We start from the raw sequence: 17,466 nt of genomic DNA on the forward strand, positions 1-17,466 counted from the left end.
CGCGTTTATTTGCTCGAACTCATGCTGGCGAACTGCTGGGTGAGGTAGCTGGCGGTCGACTGCATGCGCGACACCAGCAGGTCCAGCTGGGTGAACTGTGCCTTGTAGCGCGCCACGGTGGCCTCGACGCGGCTCTGGGTCGCGGTGTACTGGCTGTCCAGCGATTTCAGGGTGGTCTTGACGCCGGTCGTGGCCGCGTTGAGCATGCCGTCCTTGCTGATGAAGGTGTCCAGCAGCGCCGACACCTGCTTGCCGATGCCGGTGGTGCCCGTCGTGCCGGTGCCCGCGAACAGTTCCGTCACCGCGGCCTTGTTGTCCGTGAAAGCCGTCTTCAGCTTGGTCGCGTCAAAGGCCAGGGTGCCGTCTTTCTGGAAACTCACGCCGACCCGCGACAGCACCTTGAGTTCGCCGGCCTGCGGGGTGTTCAGCGCGGCGCGTATGCGCGTCTGGATGGTGCGCAGCGTCGAGTCGCCGACCAGCGCCGCGCCGGACTGCTTTTCCTTGTCGTACTGGGTCAACTGGTCGGCCGTGGCCTGCAGGGCGTTGTAGGCCGTGACAAAACCGGTGATGGCCGCCTCCACCGAGGAGGTGTCGCGGCTGACCGTCAGCGTGCTGGTGCCGGTTTTGGCCAGCGTCATCGTGATGCCCGGCGCGGCGTCGACCACCGTGTTGGTCTTGGAGGTGACGGCCACGCCGCCCACGGTGAGCATCGCATTGGCGGCGGCGGAGGTCTGCTGCAAAGCCTGCGCGCCGGAAGCGTCCTGGTTGAGCAGGCCTTGCAGGCTGGCGTCGCCGGCGACGGAAATCCGCATGCTCGAGGCCACGCCGCTGTCCTTGGAGGTGAGCACCAGGCGGTAGGGCGAGGTGCCGCCGTCGTTGACGATGGCCGCGGTGACGCCGAGGTCGTCCTTGGCATTGATCGCGTCGCGCAGACCTTCCAGCGAATTGTTGCTGTCGTCGATCACGATGGACTTCGCGGCACGGGCCGTATCGGCCGAGAAGGACGCGCCGCTGTAGGTGCCGGTGGCCGCGTTGAGCGTGCCGCCGGAGATGGTGCCGAAGTCGATGGTGACCGTGCCCTTGCCGACGGCGGCCTTGGCGTTGGCCACGCCCGCGGCGGCCAGCGACTGCGCAGCCGCCAGCTGGGTGACGTTGACCGCGTAAACGCCGGCGGCGCCCGTGGCCGAGGCCGCCGCCGTGAGCACGTCGGTGCTGCTGGAGGTCGCCTTGACGCCCTGGAACAGGTTGGCATCGGACAGCTTGGCGCTGGCCGCCTGCAGGGTGCTGAGGGCGTTTTGCAAGGTGCCGTAGGCCGACAGCTTGGCGGTGTAGCTGATCTGCTGCTTTTGCAGCATGACCAGCGGCTGGCTTTCCGCCGTCGTGAGACTGGTGAGCAGGCCGGCCAGGTCGAGATTCGACCCGATGCCCAAACTTGAAACCGATGCCATGGATGACTCCTGAAGTTGTTTTGAACTAGACGGCCTGGTGGACCAGCAGGCCCTGCAATTTGCCGAGCGCCCGCGAGATCCGCACCACCTCTTCCGAGGGCATCTGCCGGATCAGCTCGCCGCTCTCGACGTCGACCACCTTGACGATCATCTTGTCGGCTTCCTTGTCGAACTCGAACTGCACGCCGATGGAGGCCATGCGCAAGGTCTGGTTGACCTCGGCCAGCGCGGCGCGCTCCTGCGCGGGCGCGGGCGCCACCTCTTTTTCGGCGGGCACGTCGCGGGGCGCGCCGGCGCGGCCGGAAGGGGCCGGCGAAGGCGGCACGGCGTCGCGCCACGGAGCGGCTGTCACTGCACTGGAAGGAATCGTCATGCTGGCTCTCCTGGAAAATCGCTAGGCACTCCCGCCTGAACCCTCAAGCGGGAGTGCGTAGCGCAGGCGGACAAAGCCGCCTGACTTGCACAAAAACCAGGCACACCTTCCGGAGAAGGCGTGCCTTGCGCGCTTAACGCAGCAGGGACAGAACGCCCTGGGTCGTCTGGTTGGCCTGGGCCAACACGGAGGTACCGGCCTGTTGCAGGATGTTGGCGCGCGTCATGTTGGACACTTCGGTCGCGTAGTCCGCGTCTTCGATGCGCGAACGCGAGGAAGACAGGTTGGTCACCGTGGTGCCGAGGTTGGAGATCACCGAGTCAAAACGGTTCTGCACCGCACCCAGCGAGCCGCGCAGGTCGTCGACCATCTTCAGCGCCGCGTCGATCTTCGACAGGGGGTTGATCGTGGCTGCACCGACGAATTCAGCGGTCGTGCCGCCGGCCGGGTTGTTCAGTTCGATCGCGGCGGTGCCGGTGTCGTTTTGCGTACCCGTGGCGTCGCCGGCGTCAACGATCGCGCTGGCGGCCGCTGCGTAGTTTTTGCCCTGGATGCTGACGTAGCCGGTGGTGGCGCCTGCGGCGTCCGCACCCACCTTGACCAGCTGGTCGGTGATCGTCACGGCTGGCGTCACGCCGGCTGCCGTGTCGGTGTAGTCGATGTCGGCCGTATTGAGCGTGACGACGCCGCTGCCGCTGGTGCGGTCCACGGATGCCGAGTAGTACTCGTTGCCTGCCTTGACCACGAACACGCCGCTGCCGACGCCGGCCGCGGTCTGCACTTCATGCAGCGACAGGTCGGCGGCCGTCAGGGTCGTGCCGTTGGCGGTGTTCAGTGCGGTGACGCTGGCTGCGGCGAAGTTGACGGTGGCCGAGCCGGTGGCGGCGGTGTTGTCCACCACGGTGGTGATGGCTGCGCCGACCTTCAGTTCGTTCTTGGAAACCGTCAGCGAGTTCAGCTTCAGGCTGACCGAGTCGATCTGCTTGAGGCCGATGTCGATGGTTTCGCCGTCGTTGGCGCCGACCTGGATGCTCAGCTTGCTGTTGGAAGCCAGCACTTTGACGCCGTTGAAGTCGGTTTGTGCCGAGGTACGGTCGATTTCAGCGAGGCGCTGGGTAATTTCAGCCTGGATCGATGCCTTGTCGGCGGTCGAGTTCGAACCGTTGCTGGACTGGACGGCCAGTTCACGGATGCGCTGCAGGTTGGAGTTGATTTCGGTCAACGCGCCTTCAGTCGTTTGCGCCAGCGAGATGCCGTCGTTGGCATTGCGCTGTGCGACAGCCAGGCCCTTGATGTTGGACGTGAAGCGGTTGGCGATAGCCTGGCCCGCTGCGTCGTCCTTGGCGCTGTTGATGCGCAGTCCGGAGGACAGGCGCTGGATCGCGGTGTTCAGCGACGACTGCGACTTGTTGAGGTTGTTCTGCGTGAGCAGGGAAAGCGAGTTGGTATTGATGACTTGGGCCATGAGGGACTCCTGAATTACATAGGTTGTGGACTCCGGCTAACTTGCCGTCACGCTGGCCTTGCTGTCTTGACAGTCTGCAAGCCACCGTTGTTCAGGTTATCGGCTGGGCCCGTTCAAACCTTTAGCGCGGGGCGAAAAATAAATGCCGCCTGGCCGCGCCCGCCCCCCGTCAGGCCGGCATGTTCATGATTTCCTGGTAGGCCGCCACCACGCGGTTGCGCACCTGCAGGCCCATCTGGAAGCCGATGTTGGCCTTCTGCATGTCGATCATCACGTCGTTGAGCGCCACGCCGGGCTTGCCCAGTTCAAAGGCCTCGGCCTGGCTGTAGGCGTTTTGCTGGCTGTCGCTGATGCGGTCCAGCGACTTCCGGAGCTCGCCGGCGAAGCCGCCGGAAGCGGCCTCGGGGCCGGCCGGCGCGGACATGCCGGAAGACTGCGCGAGCACGCGCATTTGCTGGAGTACGGATTCGATACTGGTGATGGACATGGTGTTTTCCCGGCGCATGGGCGCCCGTTGCTTGACGAACGGGTTGAAGCGTACCAGCGGGCCGGCGGCCGCATCAGGCCAAAAGACGGCAAAACCCCCGGCTATTCGGCGGATCGGGAAACGGGGCGGGCTCTGACAATTATTCACGAGGGCAGGCTCCGTGCACCCTCCCCTGTCCACACGCCAGTCGCCCTTCTCGCCTTTGAATAAGACCTGTTGTATGCCAACTGTTGTTTCAGCCACCACGCCGGGCTTTGCCTGCCGGCTCCAAGACATCCGCCAAGCCACTGCCGCACATCCATGCGGCGCCATGGCGGTAGCCGGGTGAGCGCGTGAGCACCGCCGCACTGGGCGCCGAGGCCGCCCTGCCCAAGGCCACGCCGCAGTGGCTGGAGCAGCTGCGCGCCAACCCGCGCCTGCCGATGATGATAGGCGCGTCCGCCGCGGTCGCCGCCATCGCGGCGCTGTGGCTCTGGAGCCGCGCGCCCGACTACGGCGTTCTCTACAGCAACCTGTCCGACCGCGACGGCGGCGCCATCATCGCCTCGCTGCAGCAGATGAACATCCCCTACAAGTTCGCCGAAGGCGGCGGCGCGCTGCTGGTCGCGGCCAACAAGGTGCCCGAGGCGCGCCTGCGCCTGGCCTCCCAGGGCCTGCCCAAGGGCGGCACCGTCGGCTTTGAACTGATGGACGCCCAGAAATTCGGCACCAGCCAGTTCGCCGAGCAGGTCAACTACCAGCGCGCGCTCGAAGGCGAGCTCGCGCGCTCCATCAATTCCATTTCCGCCGTCGAATCGGCGCGCGTGCACCTGGCGCTGCCCAAGCCGTCGCTGTTCGTGCGCGACCAGAAAAAGCCCAGCGCCTCCGTCGTGCTGAGCCTGCACCGCGGCCGCAGCATCGACGAAGGCCAGGTCAGCGCCATCGTGCACCTGATCTCCAGCAGCGTGCCCGAACTCTCGGCCAAAAGCATCACCGTGGTCGACCAGGCCGGCAACCTGCTGTCGGCGGCGAACGCCGGCACGCGCGGCCTGGACGTCAGCCAGCTCAAATACACACAAGAAATAGAGCAGGGCTACATCCGCCGCATCGAAGCCATCCTGCAGCCCATACTCGGCGCGGGCAACGTGCACGCCCAGGTGGCCGCCGACATCGACTTTTCGGTCGTCGAAAACACCGACGAGAAGTACCGGCCCAACCAGGAACCCGGCAGCGCCGCGATCCGCAGCCAGCAGTCCAGCGAGTCCGGCCAGTCCGGCGGCGCCGCCAGCGGCGTGCCCGGCGCTCTGACCAACCAGCCCCCGCCCGACCCGGTGGCCCCCATCACCACGCCGGCCCCGGCCAAGGCCGGCACCCCCGGCGCGCCCGCCGCGGGCCAGCTCAAGATGAGCGCGGAACTCGGCTCGGCCGGCACCTCGCCGCGCGCCGGCGCCACCGGCAACTCGCGCAAGGACGTCACCACCAACTACGAAGTGGACCGCTCCATCCGCCACACGCAGCAAGGCGCGGGCGGCATCAAGCGCCTGTCGGTCGCCGTGGTGGTGAACTACCGCGGAACCGCCGGCGGCACCGGCAAGCAGGCGGCGCAGGCCCTGACGGCCGCCGAACTCGAGCAGATCAAGAACCTGGCCCGCCAGGCCATGGGCTTCAGCACCGAACGCGGCGACTCGCTCAACGTGGTCAACAGCCCGTTCGCGGCCGGCGCGGCCGACGCACCCGACCTTCCTGTCTGGCGCCAGCCCGAGAACATTGAAATCGCCAAGTCTTCCGGCAAGTACCTGCTGCTCGGCCTGCTCGCCCTCTACCTGTGGCTGGCCGTCTTCAGGCCGCTGCTGCGCAAGCACCTGCAGCCGCCCGCCGCCACGGCGGCGCAAGCCGGCGGCGAAACGGGCACCGGCGCGCAGGCCGACCAGCCGGCGCCGGCCAGGACCCAGGAAGAACGCGACCAGAAATACCAGGCCGACGTCCTGTATGCGCAGGAACTCGCGGCCAAAGAGCCCGCCATGGTGGCCATGCTGATCAAACACTGGACGGAAAAAAATGCTGGATGAAGGCACGCGCAAAAGCGCCATTTTGTTGATGTCGCTCGGTGAAGCGGGGGCCGGCAACGTGCTGCAGCAGCTTCCGCAGAACATCGTCCACGCGCTGGGCAGGGCCATGGCCGCGCTGACGCAGGTCAAGCGCGACGAAGTCGGCCAGGTGCTGCAGGAGTTCCGCCACGAAACCGAACAGTACTCGGCCAACCACGTGGATTCCGGCAGCTACCTGCGCGCCGTGCTCAACAAGGCGCTGGGCAACACCCGCGCGGCCGACCTGCTCGAAAGCATCTTCCAGCCGAACAGCGAGACCACCGGCATAGAGCGCCTGAACCAGCTCGAAGCGACCGAAGTCGTCGAGCTGATCCGCGACGAACACCCGCAGATCATCGCCACCTTGCTGGTGCACCTGGACCGCAACAAGGCGGCCGACGTGCTCGAGCAGCTTCCCGAGCGCGTGCGCCACGACGCGGTGCTGCGCGTGGCCACCTTCGGCGGCGTGCAGCCGGCCGCCCTCAAGGAACTCACCGACGTGCTGACCGACATGCTGTCCGGCGAAGGCGTCAAGCGCAGCCGCCTGGGCGGAATACGCGCGGCGGCCGAGATCGTCAACATGATGGGCAGCGCGCAGGAAGAAAGCGTCATCAAGCACGTGCGCGAACACGACGAGGCGCTGGCGCAGAAGATGATCGACGAAATGTTCCTGTTCGAGAACCTGCTCGAGCTCGAAGACCGCAGCGTGCAGCTGCTGCTCAAGGAAGTGGAATCGGAATCGCTCATCATCGCGCTCAAGGGCGCGCCGCTGGAGCTGCGCGAGAAGTTCCTCAAGAACATGTCGCAACGCGCCGCCGAGATGCTGCGCGAAGACATCGAGATGCGCGGACCGGTGCGCGTCTCCCAGGTCGAGACCGAGCAGAAGAGCATCCTGCAGATCGTGCGCCGCCTGGCGGATGCCGGCGAGATCGTGCTCGGCGGCCAGGGCAGCGACTCTTATGTATAACAAGCCCGTCATCGCGCCCCGCCCCGGCGCGGACAAGCTGTCCTCCGCCTCCGCGCCGCCCTTCGCGCGCCGCGCCAACGGAACGAAGGAAGCGCTCACCGCATGGGAGCGCTGGGAAATGACGGCCATCGCGGAGGACGCCGACCCGCTTGCGTCTGCGCCGGAGCCCAAGCCGGCTCCCGTGGTGGCGCCGCTCAAGCCCGAAGTGCTGATCAACGACGTCGAGCTGGCCCAGTTGCGCCTGCAGGCGCTGCAGGCCGGCGAAGCCGAAGGTTTCCGCCAGGGCTACAGCCTCGGGCATGCGCGGGGCCGCGACGACGCCACGGCCGAAGTCCACGCGGAGGCCGCGCAGCTGCGCGCGCTGGCGCTGGCGCTGCCCGAAGCACTGCGCGGCGCCGAGCAGGAAATTTCCGAAAACCTGATGGCCCTGGCGCTGGACATCGCGCGCCAGGTGCTGGGCCAGGCGCTGGCGCTCAATACTGAAGCCATCCTGCCCGTGGTGCGCGAACTGCTGCAGGCCGAGCCGGCCCTCAGCGGCGCGCCGCAACTGGTGCTGCACCCCGACGATGCGGCGCTGGTGCGCGAGCACCTGGCCGAAGACCTGCAGGCCGCCGGCTGGCGCATACGCACCGATGCGGCCTGCCAGCGCGGCGGCTGCCGCGTGCTGGCGGCCAGCGGCGAGCAGGACGCGACCCTGCCCAGCCGCTGGGAGCGCGTCACCGCCGCCCTGGCGAAAAAAGCCACCCCCACCGCGGCGCACAACCATGACTGAGATCCCCGCCGCCGCCGTCCTCCCTGCCGTTGCGGCAGCCGCGCCCGCCGCCGCGCCGCTGCGGGCCTGGCACGGCATGCTGGACGACGCGCGTTCCTCGGTGGCCCACAGTGTTCCGGTGCGCAGCTACGGCAGGCTGACCCGCGCCGTCGGCCTGGTGCTCGAAGCCGTCGGGCTGCGCCTGCCGGTCGGCAGCGACTGCCTGATCGAGCTGCCGCCCGGCTACCCGCAAAAAACCGCCGAGGCCGAAGTCGTCGGCTTTGCCGGCGACCGTATTTTCCTGATGCCGCAAAGCGAGGTCGACGGCCTGCTGCCCGGCGCCCGCGTCTACGCGCTGGACTCGCCCACGGGCCAGGCCGGCGGCCACGGTCCCCGCACCAAGCGCCTGCCGGTCGGTTCCGGCATGCTGGGCCGCGTGGTCGACGCGGCCGGCCGGCCGCTGGACGGCCGCGGCCCGCTCGACTTTTCACGTGAAGTGCCGCTGGCCGCCGCGCCCATCAACCCGCTGACCCGCGCGCCCATCGACAGCGTGCTGGACGTCGGCGTGCGCGCCATCAACGCGCTGCTGACCGTCGGGCGCGGCCAGCGCATGGGCCTGTTCGCCGGCTCCGGCGTCGGCAAGAGCGTGCTGCTGGGCATGATGGCGCGCTACACCAGCGCCGACGTCATCGTCGTCGGCCTGATCGGCGAGCGCGGCCGCGAGGTCAAGGACTTCATCGAAAACACCCTGGGCGAAGAAGGCATGGCGCGCGCCGTGCTGGTCGCAGCGCCCGCCGACACCTCGCCGCTGCTGCGCCTGCAGGGCGCGGCCTACGCCACGTGCCTGGCCGAATACTTCCGCGACGAAGGCAAGAACGTATTGCTCATCATGGACTCGCTCACGCGTTACGCGATGGCCCAGCGCGAGATCGCGCTGGCCGTGGGCGAGCCGCCCGCCACCAAAGGCTACCCGCCCTCGGTGTTCGCCAAGCTGCCGGCGCTGGTCGAGCGCGCGGGCAACGGCGCGCGCGACGCGCAAGGGCGCGGCGGCTCCATCACCGCCTTCTACACCGTGCTGACCGAAGGCGACGACCAGCAGGACCCGATCGCCGACTCGGCGCGCGCCATCCTGGACGGCCACGTGGTGCTCTCGCGTAGCCTGGCCGAGTCCGGCCACTACCCGGCCATCGACATCGAGGCCTCCATCAGCCGCGCCATGACGGCGCTGATCACGCCCCAGCAATTCCAGGCCGTGCGCGGCTTCAAGCAGGCGCTGTCGCGCTACCAGCGCAACCGCGACCTGATCAGCGTGGGCGCCTACGCGCCCGGCCACGACGCGCAGCTGGACCAGGCCATCGCCCTGTACCCGCGCATAGAAGCTTTTCTGCAGCAGACCATGGACGAGCGCGTCGGCTACGACGCCGCCACCGAACAGCTGAACGCCATCTTCCAGGCCTGAGCCCCGGCCCCCGTTTTTCAACCGCCATCCCAACCCCCAGGAACCCCGTCATGCACAACAAGCTTCCGCTCGCCACGCTGATCGAACTGGCGCAAAACAAGACCGACGAGGCCACGCGCCGGCTCGGCCAGCTGCAGACCGCGCACACCAGCGCGGCGGAAAAACTGGAAATGCTGCAGCAGTACCGCCAGGAATACCTGGACCAGCTGCAGGTGCAGATGGGCGCGGGCGTTCCCTCGGCGCAGCTGCGCAACTTCCGCAATTTCATCGCCACCCTGGACGCCGCCATCGAGCAGCAGCGCGCCGTGACGCTGCAGGCCGACACGCGGCTGGCCACCGGCCGCGGCGACTGGCAAAGCAGCCAGCGCCGCCTGAACTCCTTCGACACCCTGGCCGGCCGCGCGCGCCAGCAGGAAATGCTGGTGCTGCAAAAGCGCGAGCAACGCGACAACGACGAACGCAGTTCGCGCCAGTTTTACATGCGCGCCAGCACCTCGGGCAACTATTGAGGCCTGCATAACTCACGGCCCACCCTGGACGGTGTGCCGTCCTGAACCACAAGAAAACGCCATGTCACTTCTACCCCCGTCCCTCTCCGCCCCCGCCCCGGCGCAAACCGGCAACGCGTCCTCCGCCTCTTCCGCATCCTCCAGCCGCGGCGATGACGCCGGCCAGGGCGACGCGCCCAGTTTCGGCGACGTGCTGTCGCGCTCGCTGGCCGCTTCCGGCGAAGCCCCGGCAAAACCCGCCGGCAAGCCGGCCGCATCCGTTCCCGTCAAGCGCGCTGCGGACGAAAAGAAAACCGACGCGCCCGAAGCCGTCAACACCGCCGCACTGCTCTTCATCCCGCTGGAGACCCGCATCGCCAAAACCGCAGTCGCCGCGGGCACCGCAGCCGCAAGCGCGCCAGGCGGCGGCGCCGTTTCAGTGGCTTCAGCCGCCTCAGCCGCTTCGGCGGCCGCCGCGGCACCCTCGGCGGATCTGCCGGCGGACGCGGACGCGCCGGCCGCAGCAACCGCCGCAGCCGCGAACGATGCGGGCTTTGCCGCGGATGCCCAGGCGCAGGCGCCGCAAGCCCTGCTTGCAGCTGGCCTGCCCGTCACACCCGGCAAAGACCGTGCAATTGCAGCGGCAGCGGCCGCGCCCGCCTCCACCTCTACAGGCGAGGACCCAGCCATCGCCCTCGTGGCCGGCAAGGTGGCGGCACCGGCCGGCGCACCCGACGGCAGCCAGGCGAAACAATTCACAGGCCGCGACGGGCAGCCCGGCGGCGAAGCACGCGACCTGACGGGCACCGACACGCGCGTAGACCACAAGCCAGGCACGGCCAAAACCTCCGCCTTCGCTGCGGCGGCCAATGACGCGGCCGACAAGGCCGGCGACAGGGCCGCCGCCGGCGCCAGCAGCGCCGTGGACGCGGCCCCGGCCGCCGCCGGCCAGCGCTCCGGCGCCGAAGCGACAGCCGCAGGCCCTTCCCTTTCCATCGGCACAGTGGCCGCTCCCGCGCATGCCAATGCCGCGGCCTCCAGCCCCGCTGCACCGGCCGCGCCAGGTCAGGCAGCGCTCACACCCGAAGTCGGCAGCGGCGAATGGGGCAAGGCGCTGGGCCAGCACATGGTGCACATGGGCAAGGCCGGCGAACAGGTGGCAGAGCTGCAGCTCAACCCCCCGGGGCTGGGCCCGCTCAAAGTCACGCTGAGCATGAACGACAACCAGGTGCAAGCCCTCTTTGTGTCCGCGCATTCCTCCGTGCGCGCCGCCGTGGAAGCGGCCCTGCCGCAGCTGCGCAACACGCTGGCCGACAGCGGCATCAGCCTGGGCAACACCTCGGTCAACTCCGGCAGCCAGCAGCAGCCCGCCTTTGCGCAGAACCAGAACGGCCAGCCCGGCCAGCGCGGCCAGCAGGCTTACCTGCCTGCCGATGCCAGCCCCCTGGCCCCGACGGCTGCGGCGCCTGCGCCGCGCCGCGGCAGCAGCGCCGGGGTGGACACCTACGCCTGACGAACAGCCGGGGCCGGCGCTCAGCGGCAAATGCCGAAGTTGAAGCGCTTTCCCCCTGTTGATCAGGCGATGGCCGGCAGTTCTTTTCGCCAACAATTCATTTACAAATCCAACCCACAAAGCCATGGCTACCAGCACACTCCCAGCGACCCCACCCGCCTCGCGCAAGCCCAAGCTCATCATCCTGGTGATTGCCCTGGTGGTCCTCCTGGCCCTGGCCGGTGGGGCCGCCTACTACTTCCTGGCCCACCGCGCGCCGGCCGCGCCCGCCGCCGTGCTGCCCGCCGAGCCCTTCTTCGTGGCGCTGGAGCCCATGACCGTGAACCTGCAGCCCGGCGGGCGCAGCCGCTTCCTGCATGCCGCCGTCACGCTGAAGGTCCCCGATGCCAAGGCCCAGGCCCTGGTCACCCAATACCTGCCGGAAGTGCGCAGCCGGCTCCTCGCGGTGCTGTCCAACCGCGCATCCGACGCGCTGATCACGCCCGAAGAGAAAACCAAGCTGGCAGCCGAAATCATGGAGACGCTGAACCAGCCCTTCGTGGCCAACCTGCCCTCGCTCAAGATCTCCAGCGTGATGTTCACCACGTTCATGCTGCAGTAAACCCCTCAAGCCGCCCAATGAAATTCGCCCATGGCCTATGAACAGCAGCTCTCGCAGGACGAGGTAGACGCACTGCTGCAAGGCGTCACCGGTGACGCCGGCGCGGAAAGCGCGGCGGCGCCCGTCACCCAGGGACCGCCCACCTACAACCTCGGCACGGACGAGCGCATCGTGCGCGGCCGCATGCACACGCTCGAGGTCATCAACGAGCGTTTCGCGCGCCACCTGCGCGGCGCCCTGCTGACCTTCATGCGCCGCAGCGCCGACATCTCCGTCGGCGCGGTGCAGATCCAGAAATACGGCGACTTCATACGCCACCTGCCGGTGCCGGCCAACATCAACCTGATGCACATGAAGCCGCTGCGCGGCACGGCGCTGTTCGTGTTCGACCCCAAGCTGGTGTTCCTCGTCGTCGACAACCTGTTCGGCAGCGACGGCCGCTACCACGTGCGCATCGAGGGGCGCGACTTCACGCAGACCGAGCAGCGCATCATCAAGCGCCTGCTGAGCCTGACGCTGGACAGCTACGGCAGCGCCTGGCAGCCGGTCTACCCGGTTGAATTCGAATACGTGCGCTCCGAGATGCACGCCAAGCTGGCCAACATCGTCGCGCCCAACGAGGTGGTGATCAACACCACCTTCCAGATCGAGTTCGGCCCCATAGGCGGGGCGCTCAACGTCTGCATCCCCTATTCCATGATCGAGCCCATCCGCAGCCTGCTGTCGAATCCGCTGCAGGACGAGATCGAGGTCGACAAGCGCTGGGTCAAGCAGCTGTCGCAGCAGGTGCAAAGCGCCGAAGTCGAGCTGCGCGCCCACTTCCTGACCCTGCAGTCGAGCATAGGCCAGCTGCTGCGGCTGCAGGCCGGCGACGTGCTGCCCGTGGAGATCCCGGAAAGCATCATCGGCAAGGTCAACGGCGTGCCCGTCATGGAATGCGGCTACGGCACCTCCAACAACCACTACGCCCTGCGCGTGGAAAAAATGATCCACCACCAGGACGGCGACTCCATCAAGGGAAAAGACCATGAGTGAAGACAACAAAGACCAGCCGGCGGCCGAAGTCGACGTCGACGATTGGGGCAGTGCGCTCGCCGAGCAGGCGCAGTCCGCCGCGCCCGCCGCCGCGCCCGCGCCCGCGCCTCCTCCACCGGCGGCCGCCGCGCCTGCTGCGCCGTCCACCGCGGCCGGCGAGCGCGTGTTCCAGCCGCTGCAGGGCAGCGCCGGCTTCGAGATCGCCCGCGGCGACATCGACCGCGTGCTCGACGTTCCGGTACAGCTCACCACCGAGCTCGGCCGCACGCGCATCACCATCAAAAGCCTGCTGCAGCTGTCCCAGGGTTCGGTCGTCGAACTCGACGGCCTGGCCGGCCAGCCCATGGACGTCTTCATCAACGGCTACCTGATCGCGCAGGGCGAAGTGGTCGTCGTCAACGACAAGTTCGGCATACGCCTGACGGACATCATCACGCCGTCCGAGCGCATGCAGAAATTGAACCGATGAGCCCTTCTTTGCGTGCCCTGGTTCGCGGGTTCAGCGCCCTGCTGCTGGCCGGCGTCTGCCTGTCCGCTGGTGCGGTGCTGCCCACCGTTCACACGGCGGCGGCCGAACCCGTGCGCTCCTCCTTCGGCGCGGCGGGCCTGCTGCAGGCCGGCCTGGGCCTGGCTTTTGTCGTCGCGATGATCTTCGGCTGCGCCTGGGTGGCGCGGCGCTTCGGCCTGCAGCAGACCGGCAGCGGCCGCCTGCTCAAGGTGGTGTCCAGCGCCATGGTCGGCCAGCGCGAGCGCGTGGTGGTCGTCGAAATCGGCGGCCAGTGGCTGGTGCTGGGCGTGGCCGCCGGCCAGGTCCGCCCATTGCACACCATGGCGGCGCAACACATGCCCGGCAACCTTCCCGATGGCGACGCGGCGCCCGCGCCCCAGCGCTTCACCGGCCCCGGCAGCGCTTTCTCGAACAAGCTGCTCGAATCCCTGAACAAGCTCAAGAAGCGCGACTGATGAAAAACAAGCTCCCCGGCCTGCGCGCCAGCGTGGCACTGCTGGTGCTGCCCGCGTTCATCGCGGCCGTGCTGATGCTGCTGCCCGAGGCCGCCTCGGCCCAGGGCCTGCCCGGCATCACCAGCAGCAAAGGCCCGGGCGGCAGCCAGACCTGGTCGCTCAGCGTGCAGACGCTGGTGCTGCTGACCTCGCTGTCCTTTTTGCCGGCGCTGCTGCTGTCCATGACCAGCTTCACCCGCATCCTCATCGTGCTGGGCCTGCTGCGCACCGCCATAGGCACCCAGTCGTCACCGCCCAACCAGGTGCTGGTCGGCCTCTCGCTGTTTTTGACCTTCTTCGTCATGTCGCCGGTCTTCGACAAGGTGCACGCCACTGCCTACAAACCGTTCTCTGAAAACAAGATCAGCGCCGAACAGGCCCTGGAGCGCGGCGTCGAGCCCTTCAAGCAGTTCATGCTCAAGCAGACCCGCGAAGCCGACCTCGCGCTCTTCGCCAGGCTCGCCAACATCGAAAAACTCGACGGCCCCGAGCAGGTCACCCTGCGCATCCTGCTGCCCTCCTTTGTGATCAGCGAACTCAAGACCGCCTTCCAGATCGGCTTCACCATCTTCATCCCCTTCCTCATCGTCGACCTGGTGGTGGCCAGCGTACTGATGTCCATGGGCATGATGATGGTGCCCCCGGCCACCATCTCGCTGCCCTTCAAGCTCATGCTCTTTGTGCTCGTCGACGGCTGGCAGCTGCTGATAGGCGCGCTGGCGCAGAGCTTTTACCTCTAGCGGCGCGAAAAACACCATATGACCCCCGAATCCGTCATGGCCATGGGCTATGAGGCCATGAAGCTCTCCCTGCTGCTGGGCGCCCCGCTGCTGCTGGTGGCCCTGGTCACCGGCCTGCTCATCAGCCTGTTCCAGGCCGCCACGCAGATCAATGAAATGACGCTGTCCTTCATCCCCAAGCTGCTGGCCGTCTTCGCCACCCTGGTGATCGCCGGGCCGTGGATGCTCAACACCGTGCTGGACTACATGCGCAACCTGTTTTCCTCCATCCCGCAAATCGTCGGCTGACACAGCCTGACACAGGCAGCTCATGCCCCCGGTTTTTTCGGTCACCTCCGACCAGCTCAACCTCTGGATGGTGGCCTTTCTGTGGCCTTTTGTGCGCATGCTGGCCCTCATCAGCACCGCGCCCATCTTCAGCGAGCATGCCGTGCCGCGCCGCACCAAGGTGGGCCTGGCCATGCTGCTGACCCTGGTGATCGCGCCCACGCTGGGCGCGCCGCCCGCCGTCCCCCTGGTGTCCGCCGCCGGCTTCTGGATACTGGTCCAGCAAATCCTCATAGGCGCGGCCATGGGCTTTTCCATGCGCATGGTCTTCGCCGCCGTGCAGGCCGCCGGTGAATACGCCGGCCTGCAGATGGGTTTGTCCTTCGCCTCCTTCTTCGACCCCACCAGCGGCGGCAACACCATGGTCATTGCCCGCCTGCTCAACGTCATGGCCATGCTGATCTTCCTGGCCGTCGACGGCCACCTGATGCTGGTCATGGTCCTGGCCGAAAGCTTCCAGGCCTTGCCGATCGCCGACGCGCCGCTGGCCGCCGGCGGCTGGTTCCTGCTGGCCAACGCCGGCGGCGAGATCTTCGCCGGCGGCCTGATGCTGGCCCTGCCCCTGATCGCCACCCTGCTGACCCTCAACCTCGCCATGGGCATCCTGAACCGCGTGTCGCCCCAGTTCAGCATCTTTGCCGTCGGCTTCCCCATCACACTGCTGGCCGGCGTCGCCATGCTGCAGCTGCTGATGCAATACCTGGGGCCTTTTCTCGAGCCGCGCTTCGCCTCGGGCTTTGGGTCCACGCTGGGCTTCCTGCAGGGTTTGCGGCAGTAAGCAGCAGGCAGTGTCCACGGACACAGACCCGGCTTTCTCAAGCCGGTTTCGATAAATCCAACAAAAAAAGACCGTGTGCGGACAATCCGCCCGGCTCCGCGCCGCACGCTCGCATACCGTTCAGCGTCGCCGGAACAGCCCAGCCAGACGCGGCAGGCAGCCACTGGCATTACAACCCCATCCCCACCCAGCGCGATCGCCATGCGCTTTACCCGGCGGGCACGCAGGCGGGATTTTTTCGAGGAGCAGAACGCCATGAAAGAAAGCACAAGCGCGCAGCACAGCACAAGCACCCGGCGGGCCTGGCTGGCGCGCGCGAGCTGCCTGGTCACAGGCCTTGTTCATAGTCACGCCAGCTGGGCCGGTGAGCCCGACAAAAGGAAGCCCGTCACCAGGCCAACAAGCAAAACCCCCTATCTGGTCTCCGCCGTCCTGCGCGAAGGCGTGCAGGACTTCACCTTCAGGCTGGTCCACTCCGTGCAATCGGCCGCCGGCATCGACGAGGCCACCGGCCTGTTCACTCGCCTGGTGCTGGAGAAATACCCCGGCTACGCCGTCTCTCAAACCACAGCAACCGACATCGCCTTCCCGCCCGACACCTGCGCCCTGAGCCGCCAGGCCGTGCCCAGGAAACCCGCCAGAACGCTGTACGCCGTCTCCGTGGTGTTCAGCAAAAACCAGGCTGACCTCGACACCCTGCTCGTCAACGGCTGGCTGCCCAGCAACAACGCAGACGAAGCCCTGGGCCGCGTCCTGCGCGACGTGACCGCGAAGTACCCGGGCTTCACACCCGCCAGCACGCTGGTCACTGTGCTGGATCCGACGCTGGCCGGCTGTCCGCCGCTGGCGCCGATGCGCATCCACGGGGAGCGGGTGTGATGAAGCGGCGCAAGACCTTGGTACCTGCGGTAGCCGCCATGGCGCTGGTTTGTACGAAGCTGCCGGCGCTGGCGGACGAGCAGACCGTGCTACCAGACAACAAACCCGCCGCGGTATCCACAAGCGCCGCGCCTCCAGGCTACCGGCTCGAAAAGACCGTGCTCTGCGACGAAGAGCACAGCCCTCCGTTGCTGGGAAAGCCAGGCCCCATCAAGCGGCACGACCTGCACGTCGGCATCCTGGTGCCGCAGGACGACTGCCTGGCGCTGGATGCCGATGCTGGCTGCGTCTGGTGCCCGGCCAGTGCGACAAGATGCCGGCTCCAAGGCCCTGCACGGGAAAACCATGAGCATCCATCTCGTTACGGTGATCTGGCGTCGCGCGCTCCTCCTGTTGCCGGCGGCCGGCGGCATCGCATCACTGCAGGCCTGCGCTACCTAACTGCAGGCACAGTACAAGGTCTCCTGCTACGCCCAAGCCGGCCCCTGCCACTGGAAGGCAACTCAAATTGCGGGCTATCCGCGTCATGAGGCCATGGACATGGAAGAATCGAGCTGCCATGCAAACACCCCTATATAGCCGCCACCAGTCACCCAAGCGCTTTTGCATGATGGGCCTGGCCTTGCTGCTGACACCGGGCATCGTGACGGTCACATCTCTGTGCCTGCTCTTTCGGCTGGACCTTGCGGCAGCCTTGACACGCTTTTCTGATTTCGGCACGTCACAGGAAATGATGGTCGCGGCCTTTCTAACCATGACGACGGGCATGACGGTCTACCTGGGCATCGCCCTGGTCGCCCAAAGAAAGCCATTGCTGGCTGAGATGCTGGTTATTGGGCTGTCTCAGGTGGTTTCTTTGCTGGCCGCGACTGCGGCGCTGGTTCATAACCCGCAAGAAGAGTTCTGCAAGGCCAGCGCCGTCGGTTCCGCACTTGCGAAGGCCTACCAGCTTGACAGTTGCAGCCTGACCCATGCATTCTGGATCCAGCTTGGTGTCGGCGGCGTGGCGGTTGCAGTTTTCTGCGTCCTGTTACTGAGCTTGGGCCGCTCGGCCATTCATGCCATTTCGAAATAACATGAAGGGACT

Annotated in this window: 20 protein-coding genes; 16 read left to right on the forward strand and 4 right to left on the reverse strand. The window is 67.2% G+C overall.

The window, feature by feature from the left end:
• Positions 1-5: 5 nt before the first annotated feature.
• From fliD to fliE, 4 genes are all read right to left on the reverse strand, one after another.
• Complete coding sequence (fliD, locus tag ACLV74_RS01175) at positions 6-1,448, reverse strand: flagellar filament capping protein FliD (protein WP_411877527.1); 1,443 nt, start codon at positions 1,446-1,448, stop codon at positions 6-8.
• Positions 1,449-1,473: 25 nt separating this feature from the next.
• Positions 1,474-1,821 (reverse strand): flagellar protein FlaG, encoded by a 348-nt coding sequence (locus ACLV74_RS01180; protein ID WP_411877528.1) that lies wholly within the window; start codon positions 1,819-1,821, stop codon positions 1,474-1,476.
• A gap of 133 nt (positions 1,822-1,954) precedes the next feature.
• Positions 1,955-3,286: a FliC/FljB family flagellin gene (locus ACLV74_RS01185; RefSeq protein ID WP_411877529.1), complete on the reverse strand. Its 1,332-nt coding sequence runs from the start codon at positions 3,284-3,286 to the stop codon at positions 1,955-1,957.
• A 169-nt stretch (positions 3,287-3,455) separates the two neighbouring features.
• On the reverse strand, positions 3,456-3,773 hold the full coding sequence (gene fliE, locus ACLV74_RS01190) for a flagellar hook-basal body complex protein FliE (RefSeq protein WP_411877530.1): 318 nt from the start codon (positions 3,771-3,773) through the stop codon (positions 3,456-3,458).
• Positions 3,774-4,105: 332 nt separating this feature from the next.
• On the opposite strand from fliE, the gene fliF reads away from it, so the two are divergent.
• The 16 genes from fliF to ACLV74_RS01270 all read left to right on the forward strand — a co-directional run bounded on the left by fliF (position 4,106) and on the right by ACLV74_RS01270 (position 17,454).
• Positions 4,106-5,821 (forward strand): flagellar basal-body MS-ring/collar protein FliF, encoded by a 1,716-nt coding sequence (gene fliF / locus ACLV74_RS01195; protein ID WP_411877531.1) that lies wholly within the window; start codon positions 4,106-4,108, stop codon positions 5,819-5,821.
• The gene (gene fliG, locus ACLV74_RS01200) at positions 5,811-6,806 is read left to right on the forward strand and encodes a flagellar motor switch protein FliG (protein ID WP_411877532.1); all 996 of its coding nucleotides are present in this window, start codon (positions 5,811-5,813) and stop codon (positions 6,804-6,806) included. Before fliF ends, fliG begins: the two co-directional genes overlap by 11 nt.
• On the forward strand, positions 6,799-7,578 hold the full coding sequence (locus tag ACLV74_RS01205; protein WP_411877533.1) for a flagellar assembly protein FliH: 780 nt from the start codon (positions 6,799-6,801) through the stop codon (positions 7,576-7,578). The genes fliG and ACLV74_RS01205 overlap by 8 nt, the downstream gene beginning before the upstream one ends.
• Positions 7,571-9,016 (forward strand): flagellar protein export ATPase FliI, encoded by a 1,446-nt coding sequence (fliI, locus tag ACLV74_RS01210; protein WP_411877534.1) that lies wholly within the window; start codon positions 7,571-7,573, stop codon positions 9,014-9,016. The genes ACLV74_RS01205 and fliI overlap by 8 nt, the downstream gene beginning before the upstream one ends.
• Before the next feature lie 50 nt (positions 9,017-9,066).
• Positions 9,067-9,525, forward strand: a complete 459-nt coding sequence (gene fliJ / locus ACLV74_RS01215; RefSeq protein WP_411877535.1) for a flagellar export protein FliJ — start codon at positions 9,067-9,069, stop codon at positions 9,523-9,525.
• Positions 9,526-9,586: 61 nt separating this feature from the next.
• Entirely contained in the window at positions 9,587-11,017 is a 1,431-nt protein-coding gene (locus ACLV74_RS01220) for a flagellar hook-length control protein FliK (protein ID WP_411877536.1), read from the forward strand.
• Between the two features lie 124 nt (positions 11,018-11,141).
• Positions 11,142-11,618 (forward strand): flagellar basal body-associated protein FliL, encoded by a 477-nt coding sequence (gene fliL / locus ACLV74_RS01225; protein ID WP_411877537.1) that lies wholly within the window; start codon positions 11,142-11,144, stop codon positions 11,616-11,618.
• A 30-nt stretch (positions 11,619-11,648) separates the two neighbouring features.
• Complete coding sequence (gene fliM, locus ACLV74_RS01230; RefSeq protein ID WP_411877538.1) at positions 11,649-12,653, forward strand: flagellar motor switch protein FliM; 1,005 nt, start codon at positions 11,649-11,651, stop codon at positions 12,651-12,653.
• On the forward strand, positions 12,646-13,122 hold the full coding sequence (gene fliN, locus ACLV74_RS01235; protein ID WP_411877539.1) for a flagellar motor switch protein FliN: 477 nt from the start codon (positions 12,646-12,648) through the stop codon (positions 13,120-13,122). The genes fliM and fliN overlap by 8 nt, the downstream gene beginning before the upstream one ends.
• Positions 13,119-13,616: a flagellar biosynthetic protein FliO gene (gene fliO / locus ACLV74_RS01240; protein ID WP_411877540.1), complete on the forward strand. Its 498-nt coding sequence runs from the start codon at positions 13,119-13,121 to the stop codon at positions 13,614-13,616. The genes fliN and fliO overlap by 4 nt, the downstream gene beginning before the upstream one ends.
• Positions 13,617-13,690: 74 nt before the next feature.
• Positions 13,691-14,395, forward strand: a complete 705-nt coding sequence (gene fliP, locus ACLV74_RS01245; protein WP_411877577.1) for a flagellar type III secretion system pore protein FliP — start codon at positions 13,691-13,693, stop codon at positions 14,393-14,395.
• 18 nt (positions 14,396-14,413) lie between these two features.
• Positions 14,414-14,683 carry a flagellar biosynthesis protein FliQ gene (gene fliQ, locus ACLV74_RS01250; protein WP_411877541.1) on the forward strand — a complete coding sequence of 90 codons (270 nt, stop codon included), beginning with the start codon at positions 14,414-14,416 and terminating at the stop codon, positions 14,681-14,683.
• Positions 14,684-14,705: 22 nt separating this feature from the next.
• Positions 14,706-15,500, forward strand: coding sequence for a flagellar biosynthetic protein FliR (gene fliR, locus ACLV74_RS01255; protein ID WP_411877542.1), 795 nt, complete (start codon positions 14,706-14,708; stop codon positions 15,498-15,500).
• A 255-nt stretch (positions 15,501-15,755) separates the two neighbouring features.
• Positions 15,756-16,379: a hypothetical protein gene (locus tag ACLV74_RS01260; RefSeq protein WP_411877543.1), complete on the forward strand. Its 624-nt coding sequence runs from the start codon at positions 15,756-15,758 to the stop codon at positions 16,377-16,379.
• Positions 16,379-16,909, forward strand: coding sequence for a hypothetical protein (locus tag ACLV74_RS01265; RefSeq protein ID WP_411877544.1), 531 nt, complete (start codon positions 16,379-16,381; stop codon positions 16,907-16,909). The genes ACLV74_RS01260 and ACLV74_RS01265 overlap by 1 nt, the downstream gene beginning before the upstream one ends.
• Before the next feature lie 29 nt (positions 16,910-16,938).
• Positions 16,939-17,454 carry a hypothetical protein gene (locus ACLV74_RS01270; RefSeq protein ID WP_411877545.1) on the forward strand — a complete coding sequence of 172 codons (516 nt, stop codon included), beginning with the start codon at positions 16,939-16,941 and terminating at the stop codon, positions 17,452-17,454.
• The last annotated feature ends 12 nt before the right edge of the window (positions 17,455-17,466 follow it).

The sequence above is a fragment of the Polaromonas sp. YR568 genome, assembly GCF_943369415.1.
GTDB lineage: Bacteria > Pseudomonadota > Gammaproteobacteria > Burkholderiales > Burkholderiaceae_C > Polaromonas.

Bases quoted from the DNA above. Each gene is read 5' to 3' on its own strand.
- ACLV74_RS01260 (WP_411877543.1), top strand. From the start codon at position 15,756: ATGAAAGAAAGCACAAGCGCGCAGCACAGCACAAGCACCCGGCGGGCC.
- ACLV74_RS01180 (WP_411877528.1), bottom strand. From the start codon at position 1,821: ATGACGATTCCTTCCAGTGCAGTGACAGCCGCTCCGTGGCGCGACGCC.
- ACLV74_RS01220 (WP_411877536.1), top strand. From the start codon at position 9,587: ATGTCACTTCTACCCCCGTCCCTCTCCGCCCCCGCCCCGGCGCAAACC.
- fliQ (WP_411877541.1), top strand. From the start codon at position 14,414: ATGACCCCCGAATCCGTCATGGCCATGGGCTATGAGGCCATGAAGCTC.
- fliI (WP_411877534.1), top strand. From the start codon at position 7,571: ATGACTGAGATCCCCGCCGCCGCCGTCCTCCCTGCCGTTGCGGCAGCC.
- fliE (WP_411877530.1), bottom strand. From the start codon at position 3,773: ATGTCCATCACCAGTATCGAATCCGTACTCCAGCAAATGCGCGTGCTC.
- fliL (WP_411877537.1), top strand. From the start codon at position 11,142: ATGGCTACCAGCACACTCCCAGCGACCCCACCCGCCTCGCGCAAGCCC.
- fliR (WP_411877542.1), top strand. From the start codon at position 14,706: ATGCCCCCGGTTTTTTCGGTCACCTCCGACCAGCTCAACCTCTGGATG.
- fliD (WP_411877527.1), bottom strand. From the start codon at position 1,448: ATGGCATCGGTTTCAAGTTTGGGCATCGGGTCGAATCTCGACCTGGCC.
- fliG (WP_411877532.1), top strand. From the start codon at position 5,811: ATGCTGGATGAAGGCACGCGCAAAAGCGCCATTTTGTTGATGTCGCTC.
- ACLV74_RS01205 (WP_411877533.1), top strand. From the start codon at position 6,799: ATGTATAACAAGCCCGTCATCGCGCCCCGCCCCGGCGCGGACAAGCTG.
- fliP (WP_411877577.1), top strand. From the start codon at position 13,691: ATGCTGCTGCCCGAGGCCGCCTCGGCCCAGGGCCTGCCCGGCATCACC.
- ACLV74_RS01185 (WP_411877529.1), bottom strand. From the start codon at position 3,286: ATGGCCCAAGTCATCAATACCAACTCGCTTTCCCTGCTCACGCAGAAC.
- fliM (WP_411877538.1), top strand. From the start codon at position 11,649: ATGGCCTATGAACAGCAGCTCTCGCAGGACGAGGTAGACGCACTGCTG.
- fliJ (WP_411877535.1), top strand. From the start codon at position 9,067: ATGCACAACAAGCTTCCGCTCGCCACGCTGATCGAACTGGCGCAAAAC.
- ACLV74_RS01270 (WP_411877545.1), top strand. From the start codon at position 16,939: ATGCAAACACCCCTATATAGCCGCCACCAGTCACCCAAGCGCTTTTGC.
- fliO (WP_411877540.1), top strand. From the start codon at position 13,119: ATGAGCCCTTCTTTGCGTGCCCTGGTTCGCGGGTTCAGCGCCCTGCTG.
- ACLV74_RS01265 (WP_411877544.1), top strand. From the start codon at position 16,379: ATGAAGCGGCGCAAGACCTTGGTACCTGCGGTAGCCGCCATGGCGCTG.
- fliN (WP_411877539.1), top strand. From the start codon at position 12,646: ATGAGTGAAGACAACAAAGACCAGCCGGCGGCCGAAGTCGACGTCGAC.